Source organism: Streptomyces sp. NPDC026515, assembly GCF_055567595.1.
Map to the genome: position 1 here is coordinate 303,693 of NZ_JBVHQD010000002.1, position 25,583 is coordinate 329,275.

Here is a 25,583-nt window from a genome sequence, read left to right on the forward strand (position 1 = left end):
TCGCCCCAGGAGGCGATGATGCCTGCAGCCCGCGAGTCCCTGCTGGACGCCGCGTACACGGCGCTCGCCCGCCGCCCGTGGGCCGCCGTACGGATGGTCGACGTCTCCGCGGCGGCAGGCGTCTCCCGGCAGACGCTGTACAACGAGTTCGGCAGCAAGGAAGGCCTGGCGAGGGCCCTGGTGCGCCGGGAGGCCGACGGGTATCTCGCGGGGGTGGAGCGTGCGCTCGGCAGTCATACCGAGGTACGGGAGCGTCTGACGGCGACGGCCGAGTGGATGGCCGTCGCAGCCCGCGAGAACGTGCTGGTGCGGGCGATGCTCACAGGGTGCTGGAGCGAGCGGTTGCCCTCGCCGACGCTGACCGCGGTGCCGTCGTCGTCGGCGGTGCCTGCGCAGCGCAGGGCGGACGGGCCGTTGCCCTCCCCCGGGGACTTCGTGCAGATCGTGCGGGACCGGGCGGTGGCGGTGCTGTCCGGACCGGGAGCCGTGCGGGGCAATGGTGAGCTGGCCCGGTCCTGCGAGCTGGTGGTGCGGCTCGCGCTGTCGTGCGTGGCCGCGCCGCCGGGGGAGGGCGGGGTGGCGGAGCTGGTGCGGGGGGCGCTGTCGCGGCAGCCGGTGTGACGGGCAGGGCGTCGCGTACCGGCCGCGGGCGAGTGGGGGCCTGTCGCGCCCGCGCGGCGTGTCCGCACGTCGGTACGGCCGCGCGCCCCTCGGCCGGCCACGGGCCGGCCTCGCGCCGTGTTGCTTCCGGCGCCGGTGTCAGTGGGCGGAGCCCGAGAGCTGGAGGCCGATCACGCCCGCGATCACCAGGCTGATGGAGATGATCTTCAGGGTGGACACCAGGTCGCCCAGGAAGATCATGCCGTAGATCGCCGTGCCCGCCGCCCCGATGCCCGTCCACACCGCGTACGCCGGGCCCACGTCCAGCTTCTTGAGGGACAGGGTCAGGAGACCGAAGCTGCCCAGGGCGAAGGACGCGAACGCGATCGTCGGCCAGAGACGGGTGAAGCCGTGCGAGAGTTTGAGGCACACGGCGAAGCCGGTCTCCAGAATTCCGGCCACGATCACCAGCAGCCACGCCATGTGCCGTCCTCCCGTAAGTCCAGCTCGGTGCGATTATGCACTTACCGAACTCGGGTCAGGACAAACAACGCGGTGGTCAGTCACCTTCCGTGCGCTCGCGTGTCGCCAGGAGCCGGCGCAGGGAGTAGAGGCGGGCGGGGCCCGCGTGCCCCTCGGCGACCCAGGCGTCCAGCGCGCACTCCGGCTCGTCGTGGCTGCACGCGCGCGGACAGTTCACGGTGCCGGGCTCCAGGTCGGGGAACGCGTGGATCACCCGGGACGGGTCGATGTGCGCCAGCCCGAAGGAGCGGACCCCCGGAGTGTCGACCACCCAGCCGTCGTCCCCGGTGAGGGGAAGGGCCAGGGCCGAGGTCGTCGTGTGGCGGCCGCGGCCGGTCACCGCGTTCACATGACCCGTCGTCCGCCGCAGGCCCTCGGGGACCAGGGCGTTCACCAGCGTGGTCTTGCCGACGCCCGAGTGGCCGACGAACGCCGTGATCCTGCCGTCCAGATGATCCTGGACCGCGCGGGCCGCGTCCCCCGTCTCCAGTTCCTCGCGGCTGGTGACCACGTACGGGATCTCCAGTTCGCCGTACAGCTCCAGGAGTTTGTCCGGCGGGGCCAGGTCCGACTTGGTCATGACCAGCAAAGGGGTGAGGCCGGCGTCGTAGGCCGCGACCAGGCAGCGGTCGATGAGACGCGGGCGGGGCTCCGGGTCGGCCAGGGCGGTGACGATCGCCAGCTGGTCGGCGTTGGCGACGACCACCCGCTCGAACGGATCATCGTCGTCGGCGGTCCGGCGCAGGACCGACGTGCGGTCCTGGATGCGCACGATCCGGGCCATGGTGTCCTTCTTGCCGGACAGGTCGCCCACCAGGGCCACCCGGTCACCCACCACCGCGGCCTTGCGGCCCAGCTCGCGCGCCTTCATCGCCAGGACCGTACGGTCCTCGACCAGGCAGGTCAGCCGGCCCCGGTCGACGGTCAGGACCATACCCTCGGCCGCGTCCTCGTGGGCGGGGCGGATATGGGTACGGGGCCGGGTGCCCTTGCGGTTGGGACGCTGGCGGATGTCGTCCTCGTCCGTGTGCTTGCCGTAGCGGCGCATGGTCGTACGCCCCTAGGCCCCGTCGCTCCCGAGCATCCCGGTCCACAGGTCGGGGAAGTCCGGCAGGGTCTTGGCCGTGGTCGCCACGTTCTCGATCTGGACGCCCTCCACGGCCAGGCCGATGATCGCACCGGCGGTGGCCATGCGATGGTCCTCATAGGTGTGGAAGACCCCGCCGTGCAGCCTGCGCGGGCGGATGTGCAGGCCGTCGGCGGTCTCGGTGACGTCACCGCCCAGCTCGTTGATCTCCTTGGTGAGCGCGGCCAGCCGGTCCGTCTCGTGGAGCCGGAGATGGGACACGCCCCGCAGGGTGGAGGGAGAGTCGGCGAGCGCGGCGACCGCCGCGATGCCCGGAGTCAGCTCGCCCACGTCACCCAGGTCGACATCGATGCCGTGGACCCGGCCGGAACCGGTGAACTCCAGGCCGTACTCGCTCAGTTCGCAGGTACCGCCCATCTCGGTGAAGATCTCGCGAAGCCGGTCACCCGGCTGGGTGGTCCGCGACGGCCAGTCCGGGACCAGCACCCTGCCGCCCGTCACCAGGGCGGCGGCGAGGAAGGGCTGGGCGTTCGAGAGGTCCGGCTCGACGGTCAGGTCCCGGCCGAGCAGCGCGCCCGGGGTGACCCTCCAGACGTTCGGCTCGCCGCCCGACTCCGGGGTGTCCACCTGGGCGCCGACCGCGCGCAGCATGTCGACGGTCATCCGGATGTGCGGCAGGGAGGGGAGGGTCGCGCCGACGTGGCGGACCTCCACGCCCTGGTTGAACCGCGGGCCGGAGAGCAGCAGAGCCGACACGAACTGGGACGAGGACGAGGCGTCGATCGACACCGGACCGCCCTCCAGGGCGCCGCTGCCGTGCACCGTCAGCGGGAGCGCGCCCCGGCCGTCGTCGTCGATCCGGGCGCCGAGGGCGCGCAGGGCGTCGATCACGCCGTGCAGGGGGCGCTCGTAGGACCGCGGGTCACCGTCGAAGCGGATGTCGCCGGCCGCGAGGGTGGCGACCGGCGGGAGGAAGCGCATCACCGTGCCGGCGTTGCCGACGTCGACGGTGGCGGGGCCGCGGAGCCCCGCGGGAATCACCCGCCAGGCCTCGCCGGAGCCGTCGGGGCCCACGCCCTCCTCGATGCCGACGCCCATCGCGCGCAGGGCGCCGGCCATCAGCAGGGTGTCGCGGGAGCGGAGGGGGCGGCGCACCCAACCGGGTTCGGAGGCGAGGGCGGCGAGGACGAGAGCGCGGTTGGTGACCGACTTGGACCCGGGCACGTGGACGGTCGCGTCGACGGCTCCGCTTGCGTGGGGGGCGGGCCAGAGGGCGGTTGGTGCGGTGGGGTTTGCGGCCATGGGGTCACTTTAGTGCGCGGCCGGGGTGGGGGTGCCGGTCGTTCCACCGGGAGGACGGCGTTCGGGTGCGGGGCGGCGGGGGTTCGCCGCGTCCACACGGCGCAGCCGCGTGCCGGCACGGCCCCGCGCCGCCCGGCCGGCCCCGGTGTGCCGCTCACATGCCGAGCAGCCAGCGGCCTCCGCCGATCAGGGAACAGAGCGACACCGTGTGGAACAGGAACAGCCACACGCCCGCCGGAAGATGGGTCAGCCTGGACAGCTGGTCCGCGTCCGAGTCGCCGGCGCCGCCCCGGGAGCGCTTCGCCTGGAGTTCGAACGCCGGGCGTACCCCGCCGAGCAGCAGGAACCAGACCACCGCGTACGCGAACGCCGCCTGCACCTGGGGCCCCGCCAGCCAGGACACCAGCAGGAACGCGCCGCCCGTCAGGAACACCGTCAGGACGCCGTACGCGTTGCGGATCATCACCAGCATGGCGATGAGCAGGGCCGTCGCGATCCAGAGCAGGAGAGTGATGCGGCCGCTGCCGAGCAGGGCCGCGCCGCCCAGGCCCAGGAGCGGGGGCGCGGTGTAGCCGGCCGCCGCCGTGAGGATCATGCCCAGCCCGTGCGGCTTGCCCCGGCTGACCGTGAGGCCGCTGGTGTCGGAGTGCAGCCGGATGCCGGTGAGCTGGCGGCCGGTGAGGAGGGCGACCAGGCCGTGGCCGCCCTCGTGGGCGATCGTGATGGTGTTGCGGGATATCCGCCACACGGTGTGCGGGACCACCACGGCGGCCGCGGCGGCGAGTGTCGCGATCACCACCCACAGGTCCGGGTCGGGCTGGGTGCCGAGCAGCTCGTCCCAGAGCGAGGTCGCTGTGCTGGTGTCCATGGTCTGCGGTCGTTCCCTCTCCTCGTACGGAGTCGGCAGTCTGACACGTATGGATGTGTGCTCGGCATGTCAACGGCCAAGAGGAGGGGAACGTACCCGGATCAGGCCGTGCCGCCCACCTCCCCGCGGTGCCGGTCGACCGCCGTCTCCAGGCCGGCGACCGTCCGGGCGGTGAAGACCTCGCGCAGGCTGATCGAGACCTGGAAGCGGTCGCGGATCCTGGCGATCAGCCGGGTCGCGGCCGGCGAGTGGCCGCCCAGTGCGCCGGGTCGCGGCGGTCGCCGGCGGCCGGGACGGCCACGCTGCCGCGGGCGGCCAGCAGCCCGAAGAGGTCGAAGGCCGACAGGTATGGGTGGAGCGCCGCCACGGCCGGGCCGCGGTCCGCGCCGGTGACCCGGTAGGTCTCGATCGTCCGCACCGGGCAGTTGGCCTGCGCCCGGTGGGGGACCATCACGCCCTTCGGCTCTCCCGTCGATCCGGAGGTGAGCATGGTGTGGACGACGTCGTCCGGGCTGCCGGGCGGCGGCAGCGGGGTGCCGGCGACGGCGGGCAGCGACTGGTCGAGCAGCTGCCGCAGGCGCCGGCCGGGCGGGTCCGGGTCGACGGGCAGGTAGGCCGCGCCCGAGAAGAGCATGCCGGAGGCCGCGACGACCTGTTCCCAGCCCTTCTCCATGACGATGGCGACGAACTGCCCGGGCCGCGCGCCGCCGGCGGTCAGCCTGCGGGCCACCTGCCGCGAGGCGTCCGCGAGCCGTCCGTAGGACAGGGTCCGGTCCGGGGCGATCACGGCGGGGGCGTCGGGGCGGAGCGCCGCCCGGCGTTCGAACAGCTGCTGCACCCAGCAAGACGCACGGGACAGACAGAGGTGTGTGCTCCGCGCGCCCCCCGTTACCGACTCCGCCGTCCCGGCTTCAGCCCTGGGAGTGAAATGTAGGGTTGTGAAGATGTGCGGACGGTACGCGTCGAGTCGTAAGCCAGAGGATCTGGCCGGGATCTTCGAGGTCGAGAAGTGGGAGCCCGAGGAGACTCTGGAGCCCGACTACAACGTGGCCCCCACCAAGGAGGTCTACGCGGTCCTCGACCGGCCGCTGAAGGACGCCGACGACCGGCGCCCGGTCCGTCAACTGCGCAGGCTCAAGTGGGGATTGGTGCCGTCCTGGGCCAAGTCGCCGGAGGGCGGCGCCCGGATGATCAACGCGCGTGCCGAGACCGTGCACGAGAAGCCGTCCTACCGCCGCGCGTTCGCCACCCGCCGCTGCATCCTGCCCGCCGACGGCTACTACGAGTGGGTCACCGCCAAGGAGGAGCGGGAGCTGGAGGTCGAGGGCCGCAGGAAGCGGCCGCGCAAGCAGCCTTACTTCGTGCTCCCGGCCGACGGCTCGGTGTTCGCCATGGCCGGGCTGTACGAGTTCTGGCGGGACCGGACGCTGCCCGACGAGCATCCGCTGGCCTGGTGGGCGACCTGCTCGGTGATCACCACGGAGGCGGAGACCTCGCCGCTGGCGGTGGCGCCCGCACAGGGCCCGCGGTCGCTGTTCGACATCCACCCCCGGATGCCGCTGATGCTGACCCCGGACCGCTGGGACGCCTGGCTCGACCCGGACCGCACCGACGTCGAGGACCTGCGCTCGCTGCTCGCCCCGCCGCCGGAGGGCCTGATGCGGGCCTACCCGGTCTCCACGGCCGTCAGCAACGTCCGCAACAACAGCCCGGAGCTGCTGACGGAACTGGAGGCACCGGAGGAGAGCACGCTCTTCTAGGCCCCTTCTAGGCCCGCCCTGCGGCCCCGCTCTTCTAGCCTGCTGACGTGATCACTTCGAAGATCGTCGGTACGGAGGCGGGAGACGCCCGCATCACCTGGCACGCGGCGCGCAAGGCGCGGCTGGTGCTCGCCCTGAGCCATGGGGCGGGCGGCGGCATCGAGGCCCGCGACCTCCAGGCTCTCGCCGCGGTGCTCCCGGCGCACGGCGTGAGCGTCGCGCTCGTCGAGCAGCCCTGGCGGGTCGCCGGCAAGAAGGTCGCCCCGGCGCCCAGGACGCTCGACGCGGGCTGGCGGGGCGTGTGGCCCGCGCTCGCCGCACCCGGGCCGCCGGTGGTGTCCGGCGGGCGCAGCGCCGGCGCCCGGGTGGCCTGTCGTACCGCGCGGGAGCTCGGTGCCGTCGCCGTCCTCGCTCTCGGCTTCCCGCTGCACCCGCCGGGCAGACCCGAGAAGTCGCGGGCCGAGGAACTGCTGGGGGCCGGGGTGCCCACACTCGTCGTGCAGGGCGGCAGGGACCCGTTCGGCAAGCCGGCCGAGTTCCCGGAGGGTGACTACACGCTCATCGAGGTGCCGCACGCCGATCACGGCTTCGCGGTGCCCAGAAGGGCAGACATCGAGCCGGAAGGGGCAGTGACCATCATCACGGACGCGGTCGTCGCATGGACCGCGGCACTCGGGTGACGCCCGGGAATGTTGCGCGACGGACCACTGTTGAGGCGGACAGAAGTGCTGGGGCACCAGTGCCGACGCCGAAGGAGAGGAAGTCCGCCGCATGGGTTCGACCATCTGCCCGAGCCGCAGCAGCAGCGCTGACCTGGGCTGGACAGTGCTGCACGCGGCCAAGACCGCTCCCATTCGAGCGGCGGCAGGCACGGGTCGTGTTCTATCCTCCGAGTCGAGTGGGATCGGTTTCGGTCCTGCCCTGGATCTTGAGGAGGTGGGTCCGGTCACTGGGACCGACGCAGGGACCGACAACGGCCAGGCGGAGCTGCCCGAGGGCCAGGGCACGAGCGCGGAGTCGACCTCGGAGCGCACCGCGCGCTTCGAGCGGGACGCGCTGGAATTCCTCGACCAGATGTACTCGGCCGCGCTGCGCATGACGCGCAACCCGGCCGACGCCGAGGACCTGGTGCAGGAGACCTACGCCAAGGCGTACGCGTCCTTCCACCAGTTCCGTGAGGGCACCAACCTCAAGGCCTGGCTGTACCGCATTCTTACCAACACCTTCATCAACTCGTACCGCAAGAAGCAGCGCGAACCCCAGCGCTCCGCGGCCGAGGAGATCGAGGACTGGCAGCTCGCCCGCGCCGAGTCGCACATGTCGACCGGTCTGCGCTCCGCGGAGTCGCAGGCGCTCGACCATCTGCCCGACTCGGACGTGAAGGAAGCGCTGCAGGCGATCCCCGAGGAATTCCGCATCGCCGTCTACCTTGCCGACGTAGAGGGCTTTGCGTACAAGGAGATCGCGGACATCATGGGGACACCCATCGGTACGGTGATGTCCCGGCTGCACCGGGGCCGCCGTCAACTGCGCGGCATGCTGGAGGACTACGCGCGTGAGCGCGGGCTCGTCCCGGCCGGCGCCGGAGAGTCGAACGAAGCGAAAGGCTCGGGCTCATGAGCTGCGGAGAGCCGCACGAGACGGACTGCAGTGAGGTACTCGATCATCTGTACGAGTTCCTCGACAGTGAGATGCCGGACGTCGATCGCGTCAAGTTCAAGCAGCACTTCGACGAGTGCTCCCCCTGCCTGGAGAAGTACGGGCTGGAGGAGGCCGTGAAGAAGCTGGTCAAGCGGTGCTGCGGCCATGACGACGTGCCCACCGACCTGCGGGCCAAGGTGCTGGGGCGGCTGGACCTGATCCGGTCCGGCCAGACCGTCCCGGACCACGACGTCACGGCTGCCGCCCGGACCGCGTCGGCCGCGCAGGCCGCTCCGGTCGCCCCGCAGGAGAGCTGAGCCCGAGCCGGGCGACCCTCCTCGCCGGACCCTGCCGCCCCCGGTGGTCTGTCACCCGAATGTGCTAATCCTCCGGTCATATCCTCCGGACCCTCCGGCGGCCGCCTAGGCTCCGGAGCCTGGACAGGCATGGTCGGGGGAGGGGCGAGATGGAGGCGGTTCCGGCACGGGTGCGCGCGTACGTGGGCTGTGCGGCCCTCGGCGCCCTCTGGTGTCTGTTGCCCCTGCCGGACCCGCGTACGCCCTGGTGGGCGGTGGCTCTGCTGGCCGCGCTGTACGCGGCCTGTGAGCACCTCGCGCGACGGCGGTTCGGCGGCACCTTCTACCCGGTGCTGCTCGCCGCCGCCTTCCTGCTGCCGCCGCCGGCCGCCGCGCTGGTACCGCTGCCGGGTGCGCTGCTCTCACACGTCGAACAGCGGCCGCGGACGCTGCGGCGGATCTGGCGGGCCGCGGAGCTGGCGCTCGCCGTGTGGAGCGCGGGACGCGTCCACTGGGCGCTGGGCGGCCGGGACTCCGTGGTGGGCTGCGACTTCCCGTACGCGCTGCTGCCCTGTGCGGCGGCGGTACTGGCGTTCTGCGGGGTTCTCGCACTGCTGGACGGCGGGATCCTCGCCCTGGCCGAGCGCGTCCCGCCCCGACGGGCCTGGCGGGGGCTGCTCTCCCGCTCCCTCGCGCCGATCGGGGTGCACGGGCTCGCCGGGCTGATGATGGCCGTGCTGTGGCGCAGCCCCTTCGGTCCCGTCGCCGCGCTGCTGGTCCTGCTGCCGATGTGCGTCTCCTGGTGGGCGTTCGCCCAGTACCACCGGGAACGGGCCGCCCACCAGGCCACCATCCGGGCGCTCGTGCAGGCCGTCGACATCAAGGACGGCTACACCCGTGGGCACAGCGAACGGGTCGGACAGGCCTCCGTGATGATCGCGCGCGAGCTGGGCATGGACGACGAGCGGGTGGAGGTGCTCCGCTTCGCCGGGATCCTGCACGACGTGGGAAAGCTGGGCGTCCCGACCCGGCTGCTGCGCAAGGACGGGCCGCTCACCCCCGAGGAACGGCGGATCATCGAGCTGCATCCCGAGTACGGCCACGAGATGGTGCGCGGGATCTCCTTCCTCGGCGAGGCCCGGGCGGCGATCCTCCACCACCACGAGCGCATCGACGGCAGCGGCTACCCCTACGGTCTGGCCGGCAGTCAGATCCCCGAGTCCGCGCGCGTGGTGGCCGTCGCCGACGCGTTCGACGCGATGACCTCGACCCGCTCCTACAGCCGGGCCCGGCCGGTCGCGGCGGCGGTGCGGGAGCTGCGGCGCTGCGCCGGCCGGCAGTTCGACACCGAGGCCGTCGACGCCCTGACGCGGGCGCTGGCCAGACAGGGCTGGCACCCCGCGGTGACCGCCGACGACTGCGCACCCGGGCCGGCCGTCTCCGGCCGCCCGCGAAGTGAGGGGCAGAGCGTGGGCCGAGGCACCGCATGACCTCCGACGACCTGGCGCCCGTGCCGGGGCGGAGGGCCCCCGGCCCCGCCGGCCCGCTCCCCGGATCCACCGAGCCGGAGCCGGGCCCGGCACACTCGTCGGCCGGCGGAGCGTTCCGGGGGCTCCCGTCCCGTCCGCCCGCCGTCCTGCGGGGCATCCGGGGCGCCGCACTGCTTCTCGCCCTCGGCTGTCTAGGCGGCACCCTCTGGGACGGTCTCGCCGACCGCAGGATCGCGCTCGCCTTCGGAGGACTCGTCGCCGTCGGGGAGCTCGGCCGGCGGACCGGGATCGAGGCCCGCGAGGCCGCGCCGCTCGCGGCCGCCGGGGGGCTCGCCTATGCCCTGCTGGGTGCCGACGGCGGGGCCACCACACATGGCGGGACCTTTCAGGTCGTGACCGTCGTCTGCGCGGCCACGCTGCTCGGCAGCGTGCCCCACATAGCCGACGGGCGCGGCCCCACGCTCGACCGTCTGGCCCGCCGCGTGCTCACCGTCGGCTTCGCCGCCGTCTGCTTCCAACCCCTGTACAGCAGGGGCGTGTTGGAACACTGGGGCGGACCGGCCTACGCGCTGCTGCTGATCGCGCTGCTGGTGCTCACCGTGCTGTGCGACGCCGTGCTCGCCGCCGCCCAGGCGCACTCCCGCACCGGATGGCCGTTCGGGCCGCTGCTCCGCGACGAACTGCGCGGTCTGCTCGGCATCGGGTCCGCGGTCTGCGCCACCGGTGCGGTCATGGCGCCGGCCGTCGCCGTCGTCGGCCTCTGGGCGCTGCCGGTCTTCTGCCTGCCCCTGCTCCTCACCCAGCTGTCCCTGCGCCGGTACGCGGCCGTACGGGCCACCTACCGGCAGACCATCGCCTCGCTCGCGCGTGCCACCGAGGTGGCCGGGTACACCCCGGCCGGACACGCCCGCCGGGTCGCCATGCTGAGCCAGGCCGTGGGGCGGGACCTCGGGCTGTCCGGAGCGGAGCTCACCGTCCTCGAGTACGCGGCGCTGATGCACGACATCGGCCAGCTGAGCCTGGTCGACCCGGTGCCGGCCGGGGCCACGGCCGTCCTGCCGCCGGCGGAACAGCGCCGGATCGCCCTGCTCGGCGGAGCCGTCGTACGGCAGACCGGCGTGGAGGCGGCGGTCGCCGTGGTCGTGGAGCGGCAGGCCGACCCCTACCGGGAGCAGCCGCTCGCCGCGCGGATCGTGCGGGTCGTCAACGCGTACGAGGAGAAGGCCCGGGACTCCGGGCCCGGCGGGCCGCTGACCGCGCTGGAGGAGTTACGGCTGGCCACCGCGGGGGACTACGCTCCGGAGGTCGTGGAGTCCCTGGCGCGCGTGCTCTCCAGAGACTGTCTGACCTTGCGCGCGACGGGGTAACCCATGGGTAATGAGCGGCCCTCCCGTCGTACGTGGTTGGATGCGAGGGAGAGGGTGATGTCCGGGGGCACAAGCCAGCCCACTGTGCGGAAATGGAACTGGCAGGCGGGAATCGTGAGGATCTTCGGCAAGGGACGGCACCGGCCCTCCGCCTCCTGGCGGCAGGCCACCGACCGCGCGTTCACGCTGATCGGTGACGGCCGGTACGAGGACGCGGGCGAACTGCTGACCCGTGCCGCCGACCTGGAACCCTGGCTGTCCGAGTCCTGGTTCAACCTCGCCCTGCTGCACAAGTTCCGGCACGACTGGGAGCAGGCGCGGGCCGCCGGGCTGCGGGCGGTGGCCCTGCTCGACCGGGAGACCGGGGCGCCCGACTGGTGGAACGTCGGGATCGCCGCGACCGCGCTGCAGGACTGGCCGCTGGCCCGGCGGGCCTGGCAGGCCTACGGGCTGCGGGTGCCCGGCGGCGCCACCGTCTCCGGTGAGCCGGACGGGATGGACCTGGGCAGCGCCGCCGTACGGCTGTCCCCCGAGGGGGAGGCCGAGGTGGTGTGGGGGCGGCGGCTGGATCCCGCCCGCATCGAGGTGCAGTCGATCCCGCTGCCGTCGTCGGGGCGGCGCTGGGGCGAGGTCGTGCTGCACGACGGGGTGCCGCACGGCGAGCGGACCACGGCGACCGGGCACGCGTACCCCGTCTTCGACGAGATCGAGCTGTGGGCGCCGTCGCCGGTGCCGACCTGGGTGGTGCTGCTGGAGGCGGCGACGGAGGCGGACCGGGACGCGCTGGAGCAGCTGGCCGGGGACGCCGGGTTCGCCGCTGAGGACTGGTCCTCCTCGGTGCGGCTGCTGTGCCGGATGTGCTCCGAGTCGCGGATGCCGTCCGACGAGGGCGACGGGGTGCATCTCGATCCCCACGACCACAGCGAGCCGGGGCACCCGGGGCCGCTCGGACACCGCACCGACGGGCAGCTGTGGGTGCCGGAGCGGGAGTGCGGGGTGGCCGCGCCGTCCGCGCTGGTGAGGGGGCTGCTGGACGGATGGGTCGCGGACAGCCCGGACTCCCGGGACTGGCGGGATCTGGAAGAGGTCTGCTGAGCCTGCGCTTCGACTGCGGGCCCGATGTGGCCGATCGCGCAGTTTCCCGCGCCCCACAAAGCATCCACGTACCCTGTACCTGCAACATCACCCCCGTTTTACCTAGGAAGGCTTACGTCGGTCATGGCGCAGCAGGACACCGATCAGCAGCACGCGGGCGTGCTCCCCGTGGATGACGACGGGTTCGTCGTCGACACCGAGGGGACCGAGGAGCGCGAGAACGCCTGGCGTGCGCGGGGGACCTCGCGGCCCATCACCGTCGTCGGCAACCCCGTGCTGCACAAGGAATGCAAGGACGTCACCGAGTTCGGGGACGAGCTGGCGCAGCTGGTCGCCGACATGTTCGCCAGCCAGCGGACGGCCGAGGGCGTCGGCCTCGCCGCCAACCAGATCGGCGTCGACCTGAAGGTCTTCGTCTACGACTGCCAGGACGACGAGGGCGCGCGGCACGTGGGTGTGGTGTGCAACCCGAAGCTGGTGGACCTGCCGGCGGACAAGCGGCGGCTGGACGACAGCAACGAGGGCTGCCTGTCGGTGCCCACCGCCTACGCCCCGCTGGCCCGGCCCGACTACGCCGAGGTCACCGGCCAGGACGAGCAGGGCAACCCGATCAAGGTGCGCGGCACCGGCTACTTCGCTCGGTGTTTGCAGCACGAGACCGATCACCTGTACGGGTACCTGTACATCGACCGGCTCTCCAAGCGCGAGCGCAAGGACGCCCTGCGGCAGATGGCCGAGAACGAGCCCCGCTACCCCGTGGTCGCCAACGACTGAGGCGGACAGGGGCAGTTGTGACGCCTGGTCGGGATCGCCCCGGCCAGGCGTTCGTCATGTCCGGTCAGACTCGTTCGCCCGTCCGTCGCGCATTCGATCCTTTGTACGTCTCTAGCGATCCCTAATCAGTCACACAAGGGGAGATTCGCGGCACTGGGGGGTAGTGAATGGAGCAAATCCGTTCCCAGACCGGTCGGTTGTAGTGCTGAATGGGAAGTGCGGGGATACGCAACGGCGCACGCCCGGCACAGCGGGAGGGGTGTGCGTACCTGGCGGCTGAGAGGGGTATGTTCGTGCACGCTTTCTCACACAGCACCACATCGACGCCGACGGCGCTCGCGGTTCCACCACAACTCGCCCTGCCCGTGATCGAGGCTGAGTTTCCTCGGCAACTGCATCCGTATTGGCCACAGCTCCAGGAGATGACCCGCCTCTGGCTGCTGGAAAAGCGGCTGATGCCGGCCGACAAGGTGCGGGAATATGCCGACGGCCTTTGCTACACCGACCTCATGGCCGGGTACTACCTGGGCGCCTCCGACGAGGTGATCCAGGCGATATGCGACTACAGCGCCTGGTTCTTCGTCTGGGACGACCGGCACGACCGCGACGTCGTGCACGGGCGGGCGGCCGACTGGCGACGGCTGAGGTTCCGTTTGCATGCGGCCCTCGACGCCCCGCTGCACCATCTGCACCATCCGGACACCCTGGTCGCGGGGTTCGCGGACAGTGTCGCGCGGCTGTGCTCGTTCCTGCCGGTGAGCTGGAACCAGCGGTTCGCCCGGCACTTCCACGAGGTGATCGAGGCCTACGACCGGGAATACCGCAACCGCACCACGGGATACATCCCGGAGGTCGAGGAATACCTCGCCCTGCGACGCCTCACCTTCGCCCACTGGATATGGACGGACCTCCTTGAGCCGAGTGCCGGGACCGAACTCCCGGACGCCGTGCGCAAGAATCCGGCCTACCGTCGCCCGGCACTGCTCAGCCAGGAATTCGCGGCGTGGTACAACGACCTCTGCTCGCTGCCCAAGGAAATAGCGGGCGATGAGGTGCACAATCTCGGAATCAGTCTCGTCACCCATGAGGGACTGAGTCTGGAAAAGGCTGTCGAAGAAGTCAGGCGACGCGTCGAGGAATGCATAAGCGAATTCCTGGCCGCCGAGCGGACCGCTCATCGATTCGCCGAACAGCTCGACGACGGCACCGTGCGCGGAAAGGAACTCGGTGCCGCGGTCCTGGCCTGTGTCGCCAATATGCGGAACTGGTTCAGTTCCGTCTACTGGTTCCACCACGAATCCGGCCGGTACATGGTCGACAGCTGGGACGACCGGTCCACGCCCCCGTACGTCAACAACGAAGCGGCAGGTGAGAAATGACCGTCGAATCCGTGAAGCCCGCGACCGCGGAGGCTTCCGAACACGGTGAACTGCGCGAACCGCCCCTCGCCGGCGGCGGTGTGCCGCTGCTCGGCCACGGCTGGCAGCTGGTCCGCGACCCGCTGGCCTTCATGTCCCGGCTGCGCGCCGACGGCGACATGGTGCGCCTGCGCCTCGGCCCCAAGGAGATGTACGCCGTCACCACCCCGGCGCTCACCGGGGCTCTCGCCCTCAGCCCCGACTTCATCATCGCGGGCCCGCTCTGGGAGTCCCTGGAGGGGCTGCTCGGCAAGGAGGGCGTGGCCACCGCGAACGGCCCCCGCCACCGCCGCCAGCGGCGCACCATCCAGCCTGCGTTCAGCCTCTCCGCGATACCCGACTACGGTCCGATCATGGAGGAGGAGGCGCACGCGCTGGCCACGCGCTGGCAGCCCGGGGGCACCGTCGACTGCACCTCGGAGTCCTTCCGGGTCGCGGTCCGCATAGCCGCCCGCTGCCTGCTGCGCGGGGAGTACATGGACGAGCGCGCGGAGCGGCTGAGCGTCGACCTCACAAGCGTCTTCCGGGGTATGTACCGGCGGATGGTCGTACCACTCGGTCCGCTCTACCGGCTGCCGTTGCCGGCCAACCGTGAATTCAACCGGGCGCTGGCCGATCTGCATCTCCTCGTCGACGAGATCGTCACCGAGCGCCGGGCATCTGGTCAAAAGCCGGACGATTTGCTGACAGCATTGCTGGCGGCGAAGGACGACAATGGCGAGCCCATCGGGGAACAGGAGATCCACGACCAGGTCGTCGCGATACTCACGCCCGGTAGCGAAACCGTCGCTTCCACGATCATGTGGCTGCTCCAGGTCCTCGCCGAACACCCGGAACACGCCGCGAAGGTACGGACCGAGGTCGAATCCGTGACAGGAGGTCGACCGGTTGGATTCGAGCACGTTCGGCAGCTCACGCACACCAACAATGTCGTCGTCGAGGCGATGCGTTTGCGGCCCGCCATATGGATATTGACGCGGCGAGCAGTGGCCGACACCGAGCTCGGCGGCTATCGCATTCCGGCGGGGGCCGACATCGTCTACAGCCCCTACGCCATCCAGCGCGACTCCCGCTCGTACGACGCGCACCTCGACTTCGACCCGGACCGCTGGCTTCCGGAGCGGGCTCAGGAGGTGCCGAAGTACGCCATGAGCCCCTTCAGCGTCGGCAACCGCAAATGCCCCAGCGACCACTTCTCCATGGCCCAGCTCAGCCTGATCACGGCGGTGTTGTGCGCCAGGTACCGTTTCGAACAGGTGCCGGGGTCGGACGACGCCACCAGGGTCGGCATCACCCTGCGCCCGCAGCGCCTGCTGCTCACGCCCGTGCCCTGGTGACCCGCCGGCTCCCGGTCCGCTCCTGCTACCGGCGCGCGCTCAGGCGGCCTGCGGGCCCCGGAACGCGCGCCGGTAGGCGTTCGGCGTGGTGCCGAGCTCCTTCACGAACTGGTGCCGCAGCGCGGCCGCCGTACCGAAGCCGGTGCGGCCCGCTACGGCGTCCATCGTCTCGTCGGTCCCCTCCAGCAACTCCTGGGCCAGCAGTACCCGTTGCCGAAGGATCCAGCGGTACGGCGTGGTGCCGGTCTCCTGCTGGAAGCGGCGGGCGAAGGTGCGCGGGGCCATCAGGGCGCGGGCGGCGAGCTGCTCGACGGTGACCTCCTCGTCGAGATGCTCCGCCATCCAGGCCAGCACCTCGCCGACCGTGTCGCAGCGGCTCTCCGGCAGCGGCCGCTCGATGTACTGGGCCTGGCCGCCGTCCCGGTGCGGGGGCACCACCATCCGCCGGGCGATCTTCTTGGCGACCTCGGGGCCCTGTTCCTTGCGGACGATGTGCAGACACGCGTCGATGCCGGCCGCGGTGCCCGCCGAGGTGATCACCGGGTCCTCGTCGACGTACAGCACGTCGGGTTCGACCCGGGTGCGCGGGAAACGGCGGGCGAGCAGCCGCGCGTGCCGCCAGTGCACCGCGCACCGGCGCCCGTCCAGCAGCCCGGCGGCGCCCAGGACGAAGACGCCGGAACAGACGCTCAGCACCCGGGCGCCCCGGTCCACCGCCCGGCGCAGCGCGTCGAGCAGCTCGGGCGGGTAGTCGCGCTCGACGTTGGCGTCGGAGGCCGGGACCGCGATCAGATCGGCCTCGTCCAGCCGGTCCAGGCCGTACGGAGTGGTGACGGTCAGGCCTGGCACATGGGTGCCGAGCGACGGCCCCTCCGCCGAGACGACCGCGAAGTCGTACACCGGCAGCCCCTCGTCGGAGCGGTCGAGGCCGAAGACCTCGCAGACCACCCCCAGCTCGAAGGGGTGCACACCGTCCAGAAGCACCGCGGCCACGTTCGTCAGCATGCTGCCAGTGTGCCTTGTCGCTGGCAGCAATTCGAGGGTGTGTGGCAGTGCTGCCACTCACGGTAAGGACCATTCGGCGCGACAGTGGTGTCCATGAACGGAAACCAGATCGAAGGTCTCGTCGGAATGGTCCTGGTCCTCGGCATCCTGGTCCTCATGGCCCTCCCGTCCGTGCTCGGCGTCCTGCGCGACAGGCGTATCGACCGGCAGATCAGGGAGGCCCATGAGGCCCATGGGGAGCCGAAGGCTCAGAAGGCTCAGAAGTCCTCGTCAAGGTCCACGGTGCCCTCCACCGCGACCTGGTACGCGGACGGGCGCCGCTCGAAGAAGTTCGTCAACTCCTGAACGCCCTGCAGCTCCATGAAGGAGAACGGGTTCTGCGAGCCGTACACCGGAGCGAAGCCGAGGCGGCCGAGCCGCTGGTCGGCGACGCACTCCAGGTACGCGCGCATCGAGTCGGTGTTCATGCCGGGCAGGCCGTCACCGCACAGGTCACGGGCGAACTGGAGCTCCGCCTCGACGGCCTCCCGCAGCATGTCGGTGACCTGCTGCCGGAGTTCGTCGTCGAAGAGCTCCGGCTCCTCCTTGCGGACGGTGTCGACCACGTCGAACGCGAAGCTCATGTGCATCGTCTCGTCACGGAACACCCAGTTGGTGCCCGTGGCGAGACCGTGCAGCAGACCCCGGCTGCGGAACCAGTAGACGTACGCGAAGGCGCCGTAGAAGAACAGGCCCTCGATGCACGCGGCGAAGCAGATGAGGTTGAGCAGGAACCGGCGCCGGTCGGCCTTGGACTCCAGGCGGTCCAGGTTCTCCACCGAGTCCATCCACTTGAAGCAGAACTCGGCCTTCTCGCGGATGGAGGGGATGTTCTCCACCGCGGCGAACGCGGCGTTGCGGTCCTCCGGGTCGGGGAGGTAGGTGTCCAGGAGCGTCAGATAGAACTGGACGTGCACGGCCTCCTCGAACAGCTGGCGGCTCAGGTACAGGCGCGCCTCGGGGGAGTTGATGTGCTTGTACAGCGTCAGCACCAGGTTGTTCGCCACGATCGAGTCACCGGTCGCGAAGAAGGCGACGAGACGGCCGATCAGGTGCTGCTCGGAGGGGCTGAGCCTGGCGAGGTCGGCGACGTCCGAGTGGAGGTCGACCTCCTCGACGGTCCAGGTGTTCTTGATGGCGTCCCGGTAGCGCTCGTAGAAGTCCGGGTAGCGCATGGGGCGCAGAGTCAGCTCGAAGCCCGGGTCGAGCAGGTTCTTGTTCGGGGTGGTCATTACTGGCAGGCCTCGCAGGACTCGGGGTTTTCCAGGGAGCAGGCGACCGCGTCTTCGGGAGCCGTCTGCTGGGCGGGAACGGTGGGCCGGGCCTGCGCGGCGCGGGCGATCCGGGTCGCCGGGCGCGAGCGCAGGTAGTACGTCGTCTTCAGGCCCGACTTCCAGGCGTACGCGTACATCGAGGAGAGCTTGCCGATGGTCGGCGTCTCCAGGAACAGGTTCAGGGACTGGGCCTGGTCCAGGTACGGGGTCCGGGCCGCGGCCATGTCGATCAGACCGCGCTGCGGGATCTCCCACGCCGTGCGGTACAGCGCCCGGACGTCCGCAGGGATCCACGCGAAGTCCTGCACCGAGCCGTTGGCCTCGCGCAGCGCCTCACGGGTACGGGCGTCCCAGACGCCGAGGTCCTTGAGTTCCCGCACCAGGTAGGAGTTGACCTGGAGGAACTCACCGGACAGCGTCTCGCGCTTGAACAGGTTGGAGACCTGCGGCTCGATGCACTCGTACACGCCCGCGATGGACGCGATGGTGGCGGTGGGGGCGATGGCGAGCAGCAGGCTGTTGCGCAGGCCGGTCGTGGCGATCCGCGCGCGCAGCGCCGCCCAGCGCTCCGGCCAGGTGAACTCGACGCCGTAGTGGTCGGGGTGCAGCACGCCCTGTGCGGTACGGGTCTTCTCCCAGGCCGGCAGCGGGCCGCCGCGCTCGGCGAGGTCGGCGGAGGCCTCGTAGGCGGCGAGCATGATCCGCTCGGCGATCCGGGTGGAGAGCGCCTTGGCCTCGGCGGAGTCGAAGGGCAGCCGCAGCTGGAAGAAGACGTCCTGGAGCCCCATCGCGCCGAGGCCCACGGGACGCCACCTGGCGTTGGAGCGGCCCGCCTGCTCGGTCGGGTAGAAGTTGATGTCGACGACCCGGTCGAGGAAGGTGACGGCGGTGCGGACGGTCTCGTCCAGCCGCTCCCAGTCGATGTCACCGGTCGCCGTGTCCACGAAGGCGCCGAGGTTCACGGAGCCCAGGTTGCACACCGCCGTCTCGCCGTCGTCCGTGACCTCCAGGATCTCCGTGCAGAGGTTGGAGGAGTGGACGACATGGCCGGGGGTGGCCGTCTGGTTCGCGGTCCGGTTGGCCGCGTCCTTGAAGGTCATCCAGCCGTTGCCGGTCTGCGCGAGAGTGCGCATCATCCGGCCGTACAGATCACGGGCCGGGACGGTCTTGCGGGCCAGACCCTTCTCCTCCGCCGCGCGGTACGCCGCGTCGAACTCGTCGCCCCACAGGTCCACCAGGTCCGGCACGTCGGCGGGGGAGAACAGGGACCACTGCCCGTCGGCGTTGACCCGGCGCATGAACTCGTCCGGGATCCAGTGCGCGAGGTTCAGGTTGTGCGTACGCCGGGCGTCCTCACCGGTGTTGTCGCGCAGCTCCAGGAACTCCTCGATGTCGGAGTGCCAGGTCTCCAGGTAGACCGCGGCCGCCCCCTTGCGCCGGCCGCCCTGGTTCACCGCGGCGACCGAGGCGTCGAGCGTCTTGAGGAACGGCACGATGCCGTTGGAGTGCCCGTTGGTGCCGCGGATCAGCGAACCGCGGGAGCGGATCCGGCTGTACGACAGGCCGATGCCGCCGGCGTGCTTCGAGAGCCGGGCCACCTGGTGGTAGCGGTCGTAGATGGAGTCCAGCTCGTCCTTCGGGGAGTCGAGGAGGTAGCAGGACGACATCTGGGGGTGCCGGGTGCCGGAGTTGAAGAGGGTGGGCGAGGAGGGGAGGTAGTCGAGGCGGCTCATGAGCCCGTAGAGCGCGGCGACTTCGTCCAGGGCGCGGACCGTGTCGTCCTCGGCGAGACCGGCGGCCACCCGGAGCAGGAAGTGCTGGGGGGTCTCGACGACCTTGCGGGTGATCGGGTGCCGGAGCAGGTAACGGCTGTACAGGGTGCGCAGGCCGAAGTAGCCGAAGCGGTCGTCGGCGGCCGGGTCGACCAGTGCGTCCAGGCGGGCCGCGTGCAGGCGCGCGAACTCCGCGGTGCGGTCCGCGATGAGGCCCTCGCGGTGGCCGACGGCGACGGACTCGGTGAAGGACGTCACGCCCTGCGAGGCGGCCTCGGCACGGATCGAGATCGTCAGCAGCCGGGCGGCGAGCCGGGAGTAGGCGGGGTCCTCGGAGATGAGACCGGCGGCCGCCTCGGTGGCCAGCTCGCGCAGCTCGGCCTCGTCGGCCCGCGAGGACCGGCCGCGCAGCGCGGCGGCGGCGACCCGGCCGGGGTCGGCGTCGGGGAGATCGGCGGTCAGCCCGGTCAGGGTCCGCAGCAACGCGGTGCCGGGACCGTCCTCGTCCACAGAGATGGTCGCTGAAGCCGGTTCGGCTGGCGCGATGGTCACGTGGGGCTCTCCCTCGCTCGGCTCAGGGCCTGGCGGAGGGCAGGAGGCAGCACACGGGCGCACGCACGCGTGTCGCGTCCCCGGTCCACTCCACGAGACCCGGACGTCAGAACACCCGGGCCGGACGGCCGGGCGTTGCTGTCGGCAGGTCCTCGGACTGACGCTCGCGCACAGATGTGCGCAAGTACACCGTTGCGGGACAGTTCCGGATTCGCACCGGATTCCCCTGCGGCGACAGCGAGCATGAGCATACATCTGGTGCCGTGCTGTCGCGTCACCCCCACATGTTGTGTCGCGAACCGTCTCGCAGCGTCAACTCATAGGTGAGAAGAGTGATGTCGTCAAGCTGTGGCAAGGGGTTCCAGTCCCGCTCGGGTGTGCGGACGAAGCCGAGACGTTCGTAGATCCGGTGGGCGGATTCCATGGTGCGCTGCGTCGACAGGACGACCTTCTCGCAGCCTTCGAGGGCGCGTGCGCGGTCGACGCAGGCGCGGACGAGCGCCGCGCCGGCACCCCGGCCGCGGGCGGCGCTGTCGACGGCGAGCATGCGGATCTCGGCCTCGCCCTCGGCGGCGATGTCGGACATCGGGCCGGGGCCGGGGACGAAAGTCACGCCACCCAGGAGGACGTCGTCGCTCACGGCGACGAGAACGGTGGCCGCGGCGGCCCGTTTCGCCACGTTCCTCAGTTCGGTGAGGTAGGAGTCGCTCTCACCGAAGTCGAGGAGGCCGTCCTGGAGGTAGGCCTGGGCCGTCAGTTCGCCGAGGGTGCCGTATTCCGCGGGGTTCGCTTTCCTGATCCGGATCGTCATGCGGGTGAGTGTGTACGACAGCGGGCCGCCGTCGTGACTTCTTTTCGGCGGCCCGCTGCGGGTCGTCAGGGGTTGCCCGCGCAGTTCCTCGCGCCCCTGACGGGGTGCTTCAGTGGGCGCCCTCCGCGACGGCCGGGGGGAGTTCCGTTTCCACGCCCGGGTCGCCGGCGTCGGCCGTGTAGTCCTCCGTCTTCGTCTCGTCGATGCCCTCGGGGGCCTTCAGGGCCTTCAGGACGAACGTCAGGACCACGGTCACCACCACGTTCATCACGAACGCCGTGAGGCCGATGTAGCCGATCTCCCCGATGCCGGGGATCTCCTTGGCCGAGCCGCCGAAGTGCTTCTGGGTGGGGGAGGCCACGCCGTACGCCGCGGCCGTGCCGTAGACCATGCCCACCGCCCAGCCCGCCAGCAGGGCCCAGCGGTGGAACCAGCGGGTGAACAGGCCGCCGACCAGGGCCGGGAAGGTCTGCAGGATCCAGATGCCGCCGAGGAGCTGGAAGTTGATGGCGACCGTCTTGTCCATGGTGAGGACGAAGACCAGCGCGCCGACCTTCACCAGCAGCGACACGAGCTTGGAGACCTGGGCCTCCTGCTTCGGGGTGGCGTCCGGCTTGATGAAGTCCCGGTAGATGTTGCGGGTGAAGAGGTTGGCGGCCGCGATGGACATGATGGCGGCCGGGACCAGGGCGCCGATGCCGATCGCCGCGAAGGCCACGCCCGCGAACCAGTCCGGGAACATGTTCTCGAACAACTGCGGGATCGCCAACTGGCCGTTGGTGACCTTGACGCCGGCCGCGATGGCCATGAAGCCGAGCAGCGCGAGCAGGCCCAGCATCAGGGAGTACAGCGGCAGGATCGTGGTGTTGCGGCGGATCACGTCACGGCTCTTGGAGGAGAGCGTCGCGGTGATCGAGTGCGGGTACATGAACAGCGCGAGCGCGGAGCCCAGCGCCAGGGTGGCGTAGGTCCACTGGCCGGCCTCGGGTGGTGCCAGCGCCCCGCGTGGTTTGCCGGTGGCCGGGTTGACCTGGGTGAACGCGTGGCCGGCCTTGGCGAAGATGTCGTCGAAGCCGCCCAGCTTGATCGGGATGTAGATGATCGCGACCGCGATGACGAGGTAGATCAGCCCGTCCTTCACGAACGCGATGAGGGCGGGCGCCCGCAGGCCGGAGGAGTAGGTGTACGCCGCCAGGACGCCGAAGGCGATGAGCAGCGGCAGGTCCTTCACGAACCAGTTGGTGCCGTCGCCGCCGCCGATGCCCATGACGTCGAGGACGGCCTGGATGCCGACGAGCTGGAGCGCGATGTAGGGCATCGTCGCCAGGATGCCGGTCAGGGCGACGGCGAGCGAGAGCCCCTTGGAGCCGAAGCGCCCGCGGACGAAGTCGGAGGTCGTCACGTAGCCGTGCTTGTGGGAGACCGACCACAGGCGGGGCAGGAACGTGAAGATCAGCGGGTAGACGAGGATCGTGTACGGCACCGCGAAGAAGCCGGCCGCGCCCGCCGCGTAGATCGCCGCCGGTACGGCGACGAAGGTGTACGCCGTGTAGAGGTCGCCGCCGAGCAGGAACCAGGTGACCCAGGTGCCGAACGAGCGGCCGCCCAGGCCCCATTCGTCCAGGGAGTGCTCGTTGTCGGCCTTGCGCCAGCGCGCGGCCAGGAAGCCCATGACCGTGACGGCCAGGAAGAAGAAGATGAAGACGCCGAGCGCGACGCCGTTCACACCGTCCTTCACTGCTGTGCACCCCCGCTCGTGTGGCCGGACTTGCGGGCGCGCTGGTCACGCTGCCACAGCTGGTACGCGGTCATCGTGAGCGCGGTCGAGATCAGTACCCACAGCATCTGGTACCAGTAGAAGAACGGGATCCCGATGAACGTCGGGTCCGTCTTGGCGTAGGAGCCCACCCACAGCATCGCCACGAAGGGCGCGACGAGGCAGACGGTGATGACCACGCGTATCGGTGTCATCACCGGCTGTCTCACTTCAGGTACATCCGACATACCGCGGCTCCGTCCCCTCATCGTTCGCCTGTGTAATGCGCAGGCAATCTAGGTCACGGCGTCACCGCAGCGGAAGTAGCTGTCCGGCTGTCGGTATGTCGATTCCGTGAAGGGTGCCCGGTGTCAGTCCTGCGGACGCTTGAGGCGGGCCACGAACTTGTACCGGTCGCCGCGGTACACCGAGCGCACCCACTCCACCGGCTGGCCGTCGCGGTCCAGGGAGTGCCGGGAGAGCATCAGCATCGGCAGGCCCACGTCGGTGCCGAGCAGGCCGGCCTCGCGCGGGGTGGCCAGCGAGGTCTCGATGGTCTCCTCGGCCTCGGCGAGATGGACGTCGTACACCTCGGCGAGGGCGGTGTAGAGGGACGTGTACTTGACGAGGGACCTGCGCAGGGCCGGGAAGCGCTTGGCGCTCAGGTGCGTGGTCTCTATGGCCATGGGCTCGCCGTTGGCCATGCGCAGCCGCTCGATGCGCAGCACGCGCCCGCCGGCCGTTATGTCGAGCAGGCCGGCGAGCCGGTCGTCGGCGGTGATGTAGCCGATGTCCAGCAGCTGTGAGGTCGGCTCCAGGCCCTGGGCGCGCATGTCCTCCGTGTAGGAGGTGAGCTGCAGCGCCTGGGAGACCTTCGGCTTGGCCACGAAGGTGCCCTTGCCCTGGATGCGTTCCAGGCGGCCCTCGACCACCAGTTCCTGGAGGGCCTGTCGGACGGTGGTGCGGGAGGTGTCGAACTCGGCGGCCAGCGTGCGCTCGGGCGGGACCGGGGTGCCGGGCGCCTGTGTCTCCGTCATCTCGAGGAGATGTTTCTTCAGACGGTAGTACTTGGGCACGCGCGCGGTACGGACGGCTGTCCCGCTCTCGTTCTCCGCACTGCTGACGTCGGTGCTCATGCTCCGCCTTCCCGGCTCCTGATCCGGCCACTTCGTGGCACGGCAGCGTACCGGGATTTCCCCTGCACGCTGCGTGATCCCCTCTGTATACCGCCGCGGGCTCTTTTGGTCTAGTCCACCACTTGAGTGGTCTACCGGAATTGTCTCGTCCGCGCGTCGGGTTTTCGAGGGCTTCTTACTTAAAGGTTCCTGCATATGTAGGTCGCATAACGGCTGGTCGGAGCCCATTCGACCACCCTTGACAGGCCTGCTGGTCTGGGCCAAGCTTCCCGCACTGGTCTACACCATTGGTCCAGGTCCCGGCCCAACGCTCGCGCGGGGAGGCAGGGGGGTTTGTGGCATCCCTGAGGAGGGTGGCGTGAAGCGCAAGCTGATAGCCGCGATTGGTATCGCGGGCATGGTCGTCTCCATCGCGGCGTGTGGCAGTGACAAGAAGGACGACGACAAGGCGCAGGGGGCGGACGCCAAGGAGCTGACCGCCTGGCTCACCGTGGACGCCCAGAACAACTGGCCCGACCTGGTGAAGGCCGCCGACGCGGCCGTGCAGAAGAAGCACCCCGGCATCAAGATCAAGCACGAGTACTACGGCTGGCCGGACAAGAACACCAAGCTGGACGCCGTCCTCGCCACGGACAAGGCCCCCGACGTGGTCGAGATGGGCAACACCGAGATGCTCGGCTACATGGTCAAGGGCGCCTTCGCTCCGGTCGAGGCCTCCCAGTTCACCAACTCCGACCAGTGGCTCGACGGCCTCAAGGCCTCCGTGACCTACGACGGCAAGACCTACGGCGTGCCGTACTACGCCGGTGGCCGCGTGGCCAACTGGCGCAAGGACGTCGCCGCCTCGGCCGGCGTCAAGACCACGCCGAAGACCTACACCGAGCTGACCGCCGACCTGGACAAGATCCAGAAGAAGGAAGGCGACAAGTTCAGCGCCTGGTACCAGCCCACCCGTGACTGGTACGCGGCCATGTCCTTCGTCTACGACGCCGGCGGCTCCATCGCCGCGGAGTCCGGCGGCCAGTGGAAGGGCAACCTCTCCTCACCCGAGTCCGTCAAGGGCCTCAACGAGTTCAAGAACGTCATCGACAAGTACATGCACGGTGACAAGACCAAGGACGAGTCCGACCGGTACATCGTCTACGGCCAGGGCAAGTCGTCCATGATCTTCGGTGCCGCGTGGGAGGGCGCCACCGCGGCCGACCCGAAGAACGACAAGACCGGTGGCAAGCTGAAGGACAACCTGGTCAACTTCGTGATGCCCGGCCCGTCCGGCAAGAACATGCCGGTCTTCCTGGGCGGCTCCGACCTCGCCATCCCGGTGAAGTCCAAGGCGCAGGGCGTCGCCGCCGAGTGGATCAACGCGTTCACCGGTCCCTCCGGCCAGAAGGGCCTGATGGCCAAGGGCAACCTGCCCAACAACAAGACCGACCTCGCGACGCTGAAGAACGACCCGGCGACCGCGGTGCCGGCCACCGCGGCCGAGTCCAACTGGTTCGTCCCGATGGCCCCGGGCTGGGGGCAGGTCGAGAAGGCGCAGGTCCTGCAGACCATGCTGCAGAACATCGGCACCGGCAAGCAGACGGTGGAGGCGGCCGCCAAGACCGCGGACGCCGCGATCGACAAGGTCATCAACACCAAGTAGTCGCCATCCGGCCGGGCCTGGTCGACGGGGGGTCAG

26 protein-coding genes and 1 riboswitch are annotated in these 25,583 nt (G+C 70.5%); of the genes, 13 read left to right on the forward strand and 13 right to left on the reverse strand.

The features are described 5' to 3' along the window. Positions 1-18 precede the first annotated feature (18 nt). Positions 19-621 (forward strand): TetR/AcrR family transcriptional regulator, encoded by a 603-nt coding sequence (locus ACZ4O3_RS04805; protein ID WP_384991512.1) that lies wholly within the window; start codon positions 19-21, stop codon positions 619-621. A 138-nt stretch (positions 622-759) separates the two neighbouring features. Here the strand turns inward: ACZ4O3_RS04805 and ACZ4O3_RS04810 are convergent, their stop codons facing one another. From ACZ4O3_RS04810 to ACZ4O3_RS04835, 6 genes are all read right to left on the reverse strand, one after another. Continuing rightward, the gene (locus ACZ4O3_RS04810) at positions 760-1,083 is read right to left on the reverse strand and encodes a DMT family transporter (protein WP_351321695.1); all 324 of its coding nucleotides are present in this window, start codon (positions 1,081-1,083) and stop codon (positions 760-762) included. 76 nt (positions 1,084-1,159) lie between these two features. Beyond that, positions 1,160-2,170, reverse strand: coding sequence for a ribosome small subunit-dependent GTPase A (rsgA, locus tag ACZ4O3_RS04815; protein ID WP_362726980.1), 1,011 nt, complete (start codon positions 2,168-2,170; stop codon positions 1,160-1,162). Positions 2,171-2,182: 12 nt separating this feature from the next. Then, positions 2,183-3,511: a 3-phosphoshikimate 1-carboxyvinyltransferase gene (aroA, locus tag ACZ4O3_RS04820; protein WP_467721173.1), complete on the reverse strand. Its 1,329-nt coding sequence runs from the start codon at positions 3,509-3,511 to the stop codon at positions 2,183-2,185. 154 nt (positions 3,512-3,665) lie between these two features. Next, entirely contained in the window at positions 3,666-4,379 is a 714-nt protein-coding gene (locus tag ACZ4O3_RS04825) for a M50 family metallopeptidase (protein WP_362733084.1), read from the reverse strand. Between the two features lie 101 nt (positions 4,380-4,480). Next, a complete protein-coding gene (locus ACZ4O3_RS04830) occupies positions 4,481-4,639 on the reverse strand; it encodes an acyl carrier protein (protein WP_467721318.1) in 159 nt (52 codons plus the stop codon). Beyond that, a complete protein-coding gene (locus ACZ4O3_RS04835; protein ID WP_467721174.1) occupies positions 4,606-5,217 on the reverse strand; it encodes an AMP-binding protein in 612 nt (203 codons plus the stop codon). The genes ACZ4O3_RS04830 and ACZ4O3_RS04835 overlap by 34 nt, the downstream gene beginning before the upstream one ends. A 106-nt stretch (positions 5,218-5,323) precedes the next feature. Between ACZ4O3_RS04835 and ACZ4O3_RS04840 the strand changes: the two genes are divergently transcribed. From ACZ4O3_RS04840 to ACZ4O3_RS04885, 10 genes are all read left to right on the forward strand, one after another. Continuing rightward, positions 5,324-6,139, forward strand: a complete 816-nt coding sequence (locus tag ACZ4O3_RS04840; RefSeq protein WP_467721176.1) for an SOS response-associated peptidase — start codon at positions 5,324-5,326, stop codon at positions 6,137-6,139. 50 nt (positions 6,140-6,189) lie between these two features. Beyond that, positions 6,190-6,819, forward strand: coding sequence for an alpha/beta hydrolase family protein (locus tag ACZ4O3_RS04845; RefSeq protein ID WP_467721319.1), 630 nt, complete (start codon positions 6,190-6,192; stop codon positions 6,817-6,819). A gap of 256 nt (positions 6,820-7,075) precedes the next feature. Further along, positions 7,076-7,759, forward strand: coding sequence for an RNA polymerase sigma factor SigR (gene sigR / locus ACZ4O3_RS04850; RefSeq protein ID WP_352219829.1), 684 nt, complete (start codon positions 7,076-7,078; stop codon positions 7,757-7,759). Beyond that, positions 7,756-8,097 carry a mycothiol system anti-sigma-R factor gene (gene rsrA / locus ACZ4O3_RS04855; RefSeq protein WP_467721178.1) on the forward strand — a complete coding sequence of 114 codons (342 nt, stop codon included), beginning with the start codon at positions 7,756-7,758 and terminating at the stop codon, positions 8,095-8,097. Before sigR ends, rsrA begins: the two co-directional genes overlap by 4 nt. 149 nt (positions 8,098-8,246) lie before the next feature. Further along, positions 8,247-9,566 (forward strand): HD-GYP domain-containing protein, encoded by a 1,320-nt coding sequence (locus ACZ4O3_RS04860; protein ID WP_467721179.1) that lies wholly within the window; start codon positions 8,247-8,249, stop codon positions 9,564-9,566. Further along, positions 9,563-10,933 carry an HD-GYP domain-containing protein gene (locus tag ACZ4O3_RS04865; RefSeq protein ID WP_467721181.1) on the forward strand — a complete coding sequence of 457 codons (1,371 nt, stop codon included), beginning with the start codon at positions 9,563-9,565 and terminating at the stop codon, positions 10,931-10,933. Before ACZ4O3_RS04860 ends, ACZ4O3_RS04865 begins: the two co-directional genes overlap by 4 nt. 114 nt (positions 10,934-11,047) lie before the next feature. Beyond that, positions 11,048-12,028, forward strand: a complete 981-nt coding sequence (locus tag ACZ4O3_RS04870) for a hypothetical protein (RefSeq protein ID WP_362716127.1) — start codon at positions 11,048-11,050, stop codon at positions 12,026-12,028. A gap of 123 nt (positions 12,029-12,151) precedes the next feature. Beyond that, positions 12,152-12,802: a peptide deformylase gene (def, locus tag ACZ4O3_RS04875; RefSeq protein ID WP_362716124.1), complete on the forward strand. Its 651-nt coding sequence runs from the start codon at positions 12,152-12,154 to the stop codon at positions 12,800-12,802. Positions 12,803-13,095: 293 nt separating this feature from the next. Next, positions 13,096-14,181: an epi-isozizaene synthase gene (gene cyc1, locus ACZ4O3_RS04880; RefSeq protein ID WP_362716121.1), complete on the forward strand. Its 1,086-nt coding sequence runs from the start codon at positions 13,096-13,098 to the stop codon at positions 14,179-14,181. Next, positions 14,178-15,557: a bifunctional albaflavenone monooxygenase/terpene synthase gene (locus ACZ4O3_RS04885; RefSeq protein ID WP_362716118.1), complete on the forward strand. Its 1,380-nt coding sequence runs from the start codon at positions 14,178-14,180 to the stop codon at positions 15,555-15,557. The genes cyc1 and ACZ4O3_RS04885 overlap by 4 nt, the downstream gene beginning before the upstream one ends. 39 nt (positions 15,558-15,596) lie before the next feature. Here ACZ4O3_RS04885 and ACZ4O3_RS04890 read toward each other — a convergent pair whose 3' ends face one another. After that, entirely contained in the window at positions 15,597-16,562 is a 966-nt protein-coding gene (locus tag ACZ4O3_RS04890) for a helix-turn-helix domain-containing protein (RefSeq protein WP_362716115.1), read from the reverse strand. A 93-nt stretch (positions 16,563-16,655) separates the two neighbouring features. Here ACZ4O3_RS04890 and ACZ4O3_RS04895 point away from each other — a divergent pair, with 93 nt between their 5' ends. Continuing rightward, a complete protein-coding gene (locus tag ACZ4O3_RS04895) occupies positions 16,656-16,907 on the forward strand; it encodes a hypothetical protein (RefSeq protein ID WP_362716113.1) in 252 nt (83 codons plus the stop codon). Here ACZ4O3_RS04895 and ACZ4O3_RS04900 read toward each other — a convergent pair. The 6 genes from ACZ4O3_RS04900 to ACZ4O3_RS04925 all read right to left on the reverse strand — a co-directional run bounded on the left by ACZ4O3_RS04900 (position 16,820) and on the right by ACZ4O3_RS04925 (position 23,902). Further along, entirely contained in the window at positions 16,820-17,833 is a 1,014-nt protein-coding gene (locus tag ACZ4O3_RS04900) for a ribonucleotide-diphosphate reductase subunit beta (protein WP_467721183.1), read from the reverse strand. The genes ACZ4O3_RS04895 and ACZ4O3_RS04900 overlap by 88 nt on opposite strands. Continuing rightward, the gene (locus tag ACZ4O3_RS04905) at positions 17,833-20,199 is read right to left on the reverse strand and encodes a ribonucleoside-diphosphate reductase subunit alpha (protein WP_467721184.1); all 2,367 of its coding nucleotides are present in this window, start codon (positions 20,197-20,199) and stop codon (positions 17,833-17,835) included. The genes ACZ4O3_RS04900 and ACZ4O3_RS04905 overlap by 1 nt, the downstream gene beginning before the upstream one ends. Before the next feature lie 126 nt (positions 20,200-20,325). Then, positions 20,326-20,450: riboswitch (cobalamin riboswitch) on the reverse strand. Between the two features lie 23 nt (positions 20,451-20,473). Continuing rightward, a complete protein-coding gene (locus ACZ4O3_RS04910; protein ID WP_384991391.1) occupies positions 20,474-21,010 on the reverse strand; it encodes a GNAT family N-acetyltransferase in 537 nt (178 codons plus the stop codon). Positions 21,011-21,119: 109 nt separating this feature from the next. Beyond that, a complete protein-coding gene (gene mctP / locus ACZ4O3_RS04915; RefSeq protein ID WP_362715179.1) occupies positions 21,120-22,748 on the reverse strand; it encodes a monocarboxylate uptake permease MctP in 1,629 nt (542 codons plus the stop codon). Beyond that, a complete protein-coding gene (locus tag ACZ4O3_RS04920) occupies positions 22,745-23,014 on the reverse strand; it encodes a DUF3311 domain-containing protein (RefSeq protein ID WP_467721185.1) in 270 nt (89 codons plus the stop codon). Before ACZ4O3_RS04920 ends, mctP begins: the two co-directional genes overlap by 4 nt. Before the next feature lie 123 nt (positions 23,015-23,137). After that, entirely contained in the window at positions 23,138-23,902 is a 765-nt protein-coding gene (locus tag ACZ4O3_RS04925) for a GntR family transcriptional regulator (RefSeq protein WP_093499171.1), read from the reverse strand. Positions 23,903-24,260: 358 nt separating this feature from the next. On the opposite strand from ACZ4O3_RS04925, the gene ACZ4O3_RS04930 reads away from it, so the two are divergent. Further along, positions 24,261-25,547: an extracellular solute-binding protein gene (locus tag ACZ4O3_RS04930; RefSeq protein ID WP_467721186.1), complete on the forward strand. Its 1,287-nt coding sequence runs from the start codon at positions 24,261-24,263 to the stop codon at positions 25,545-25,547. The last annotated feature ends 36 nt before the right edge of the window (positions 25,548-25,583 follow it).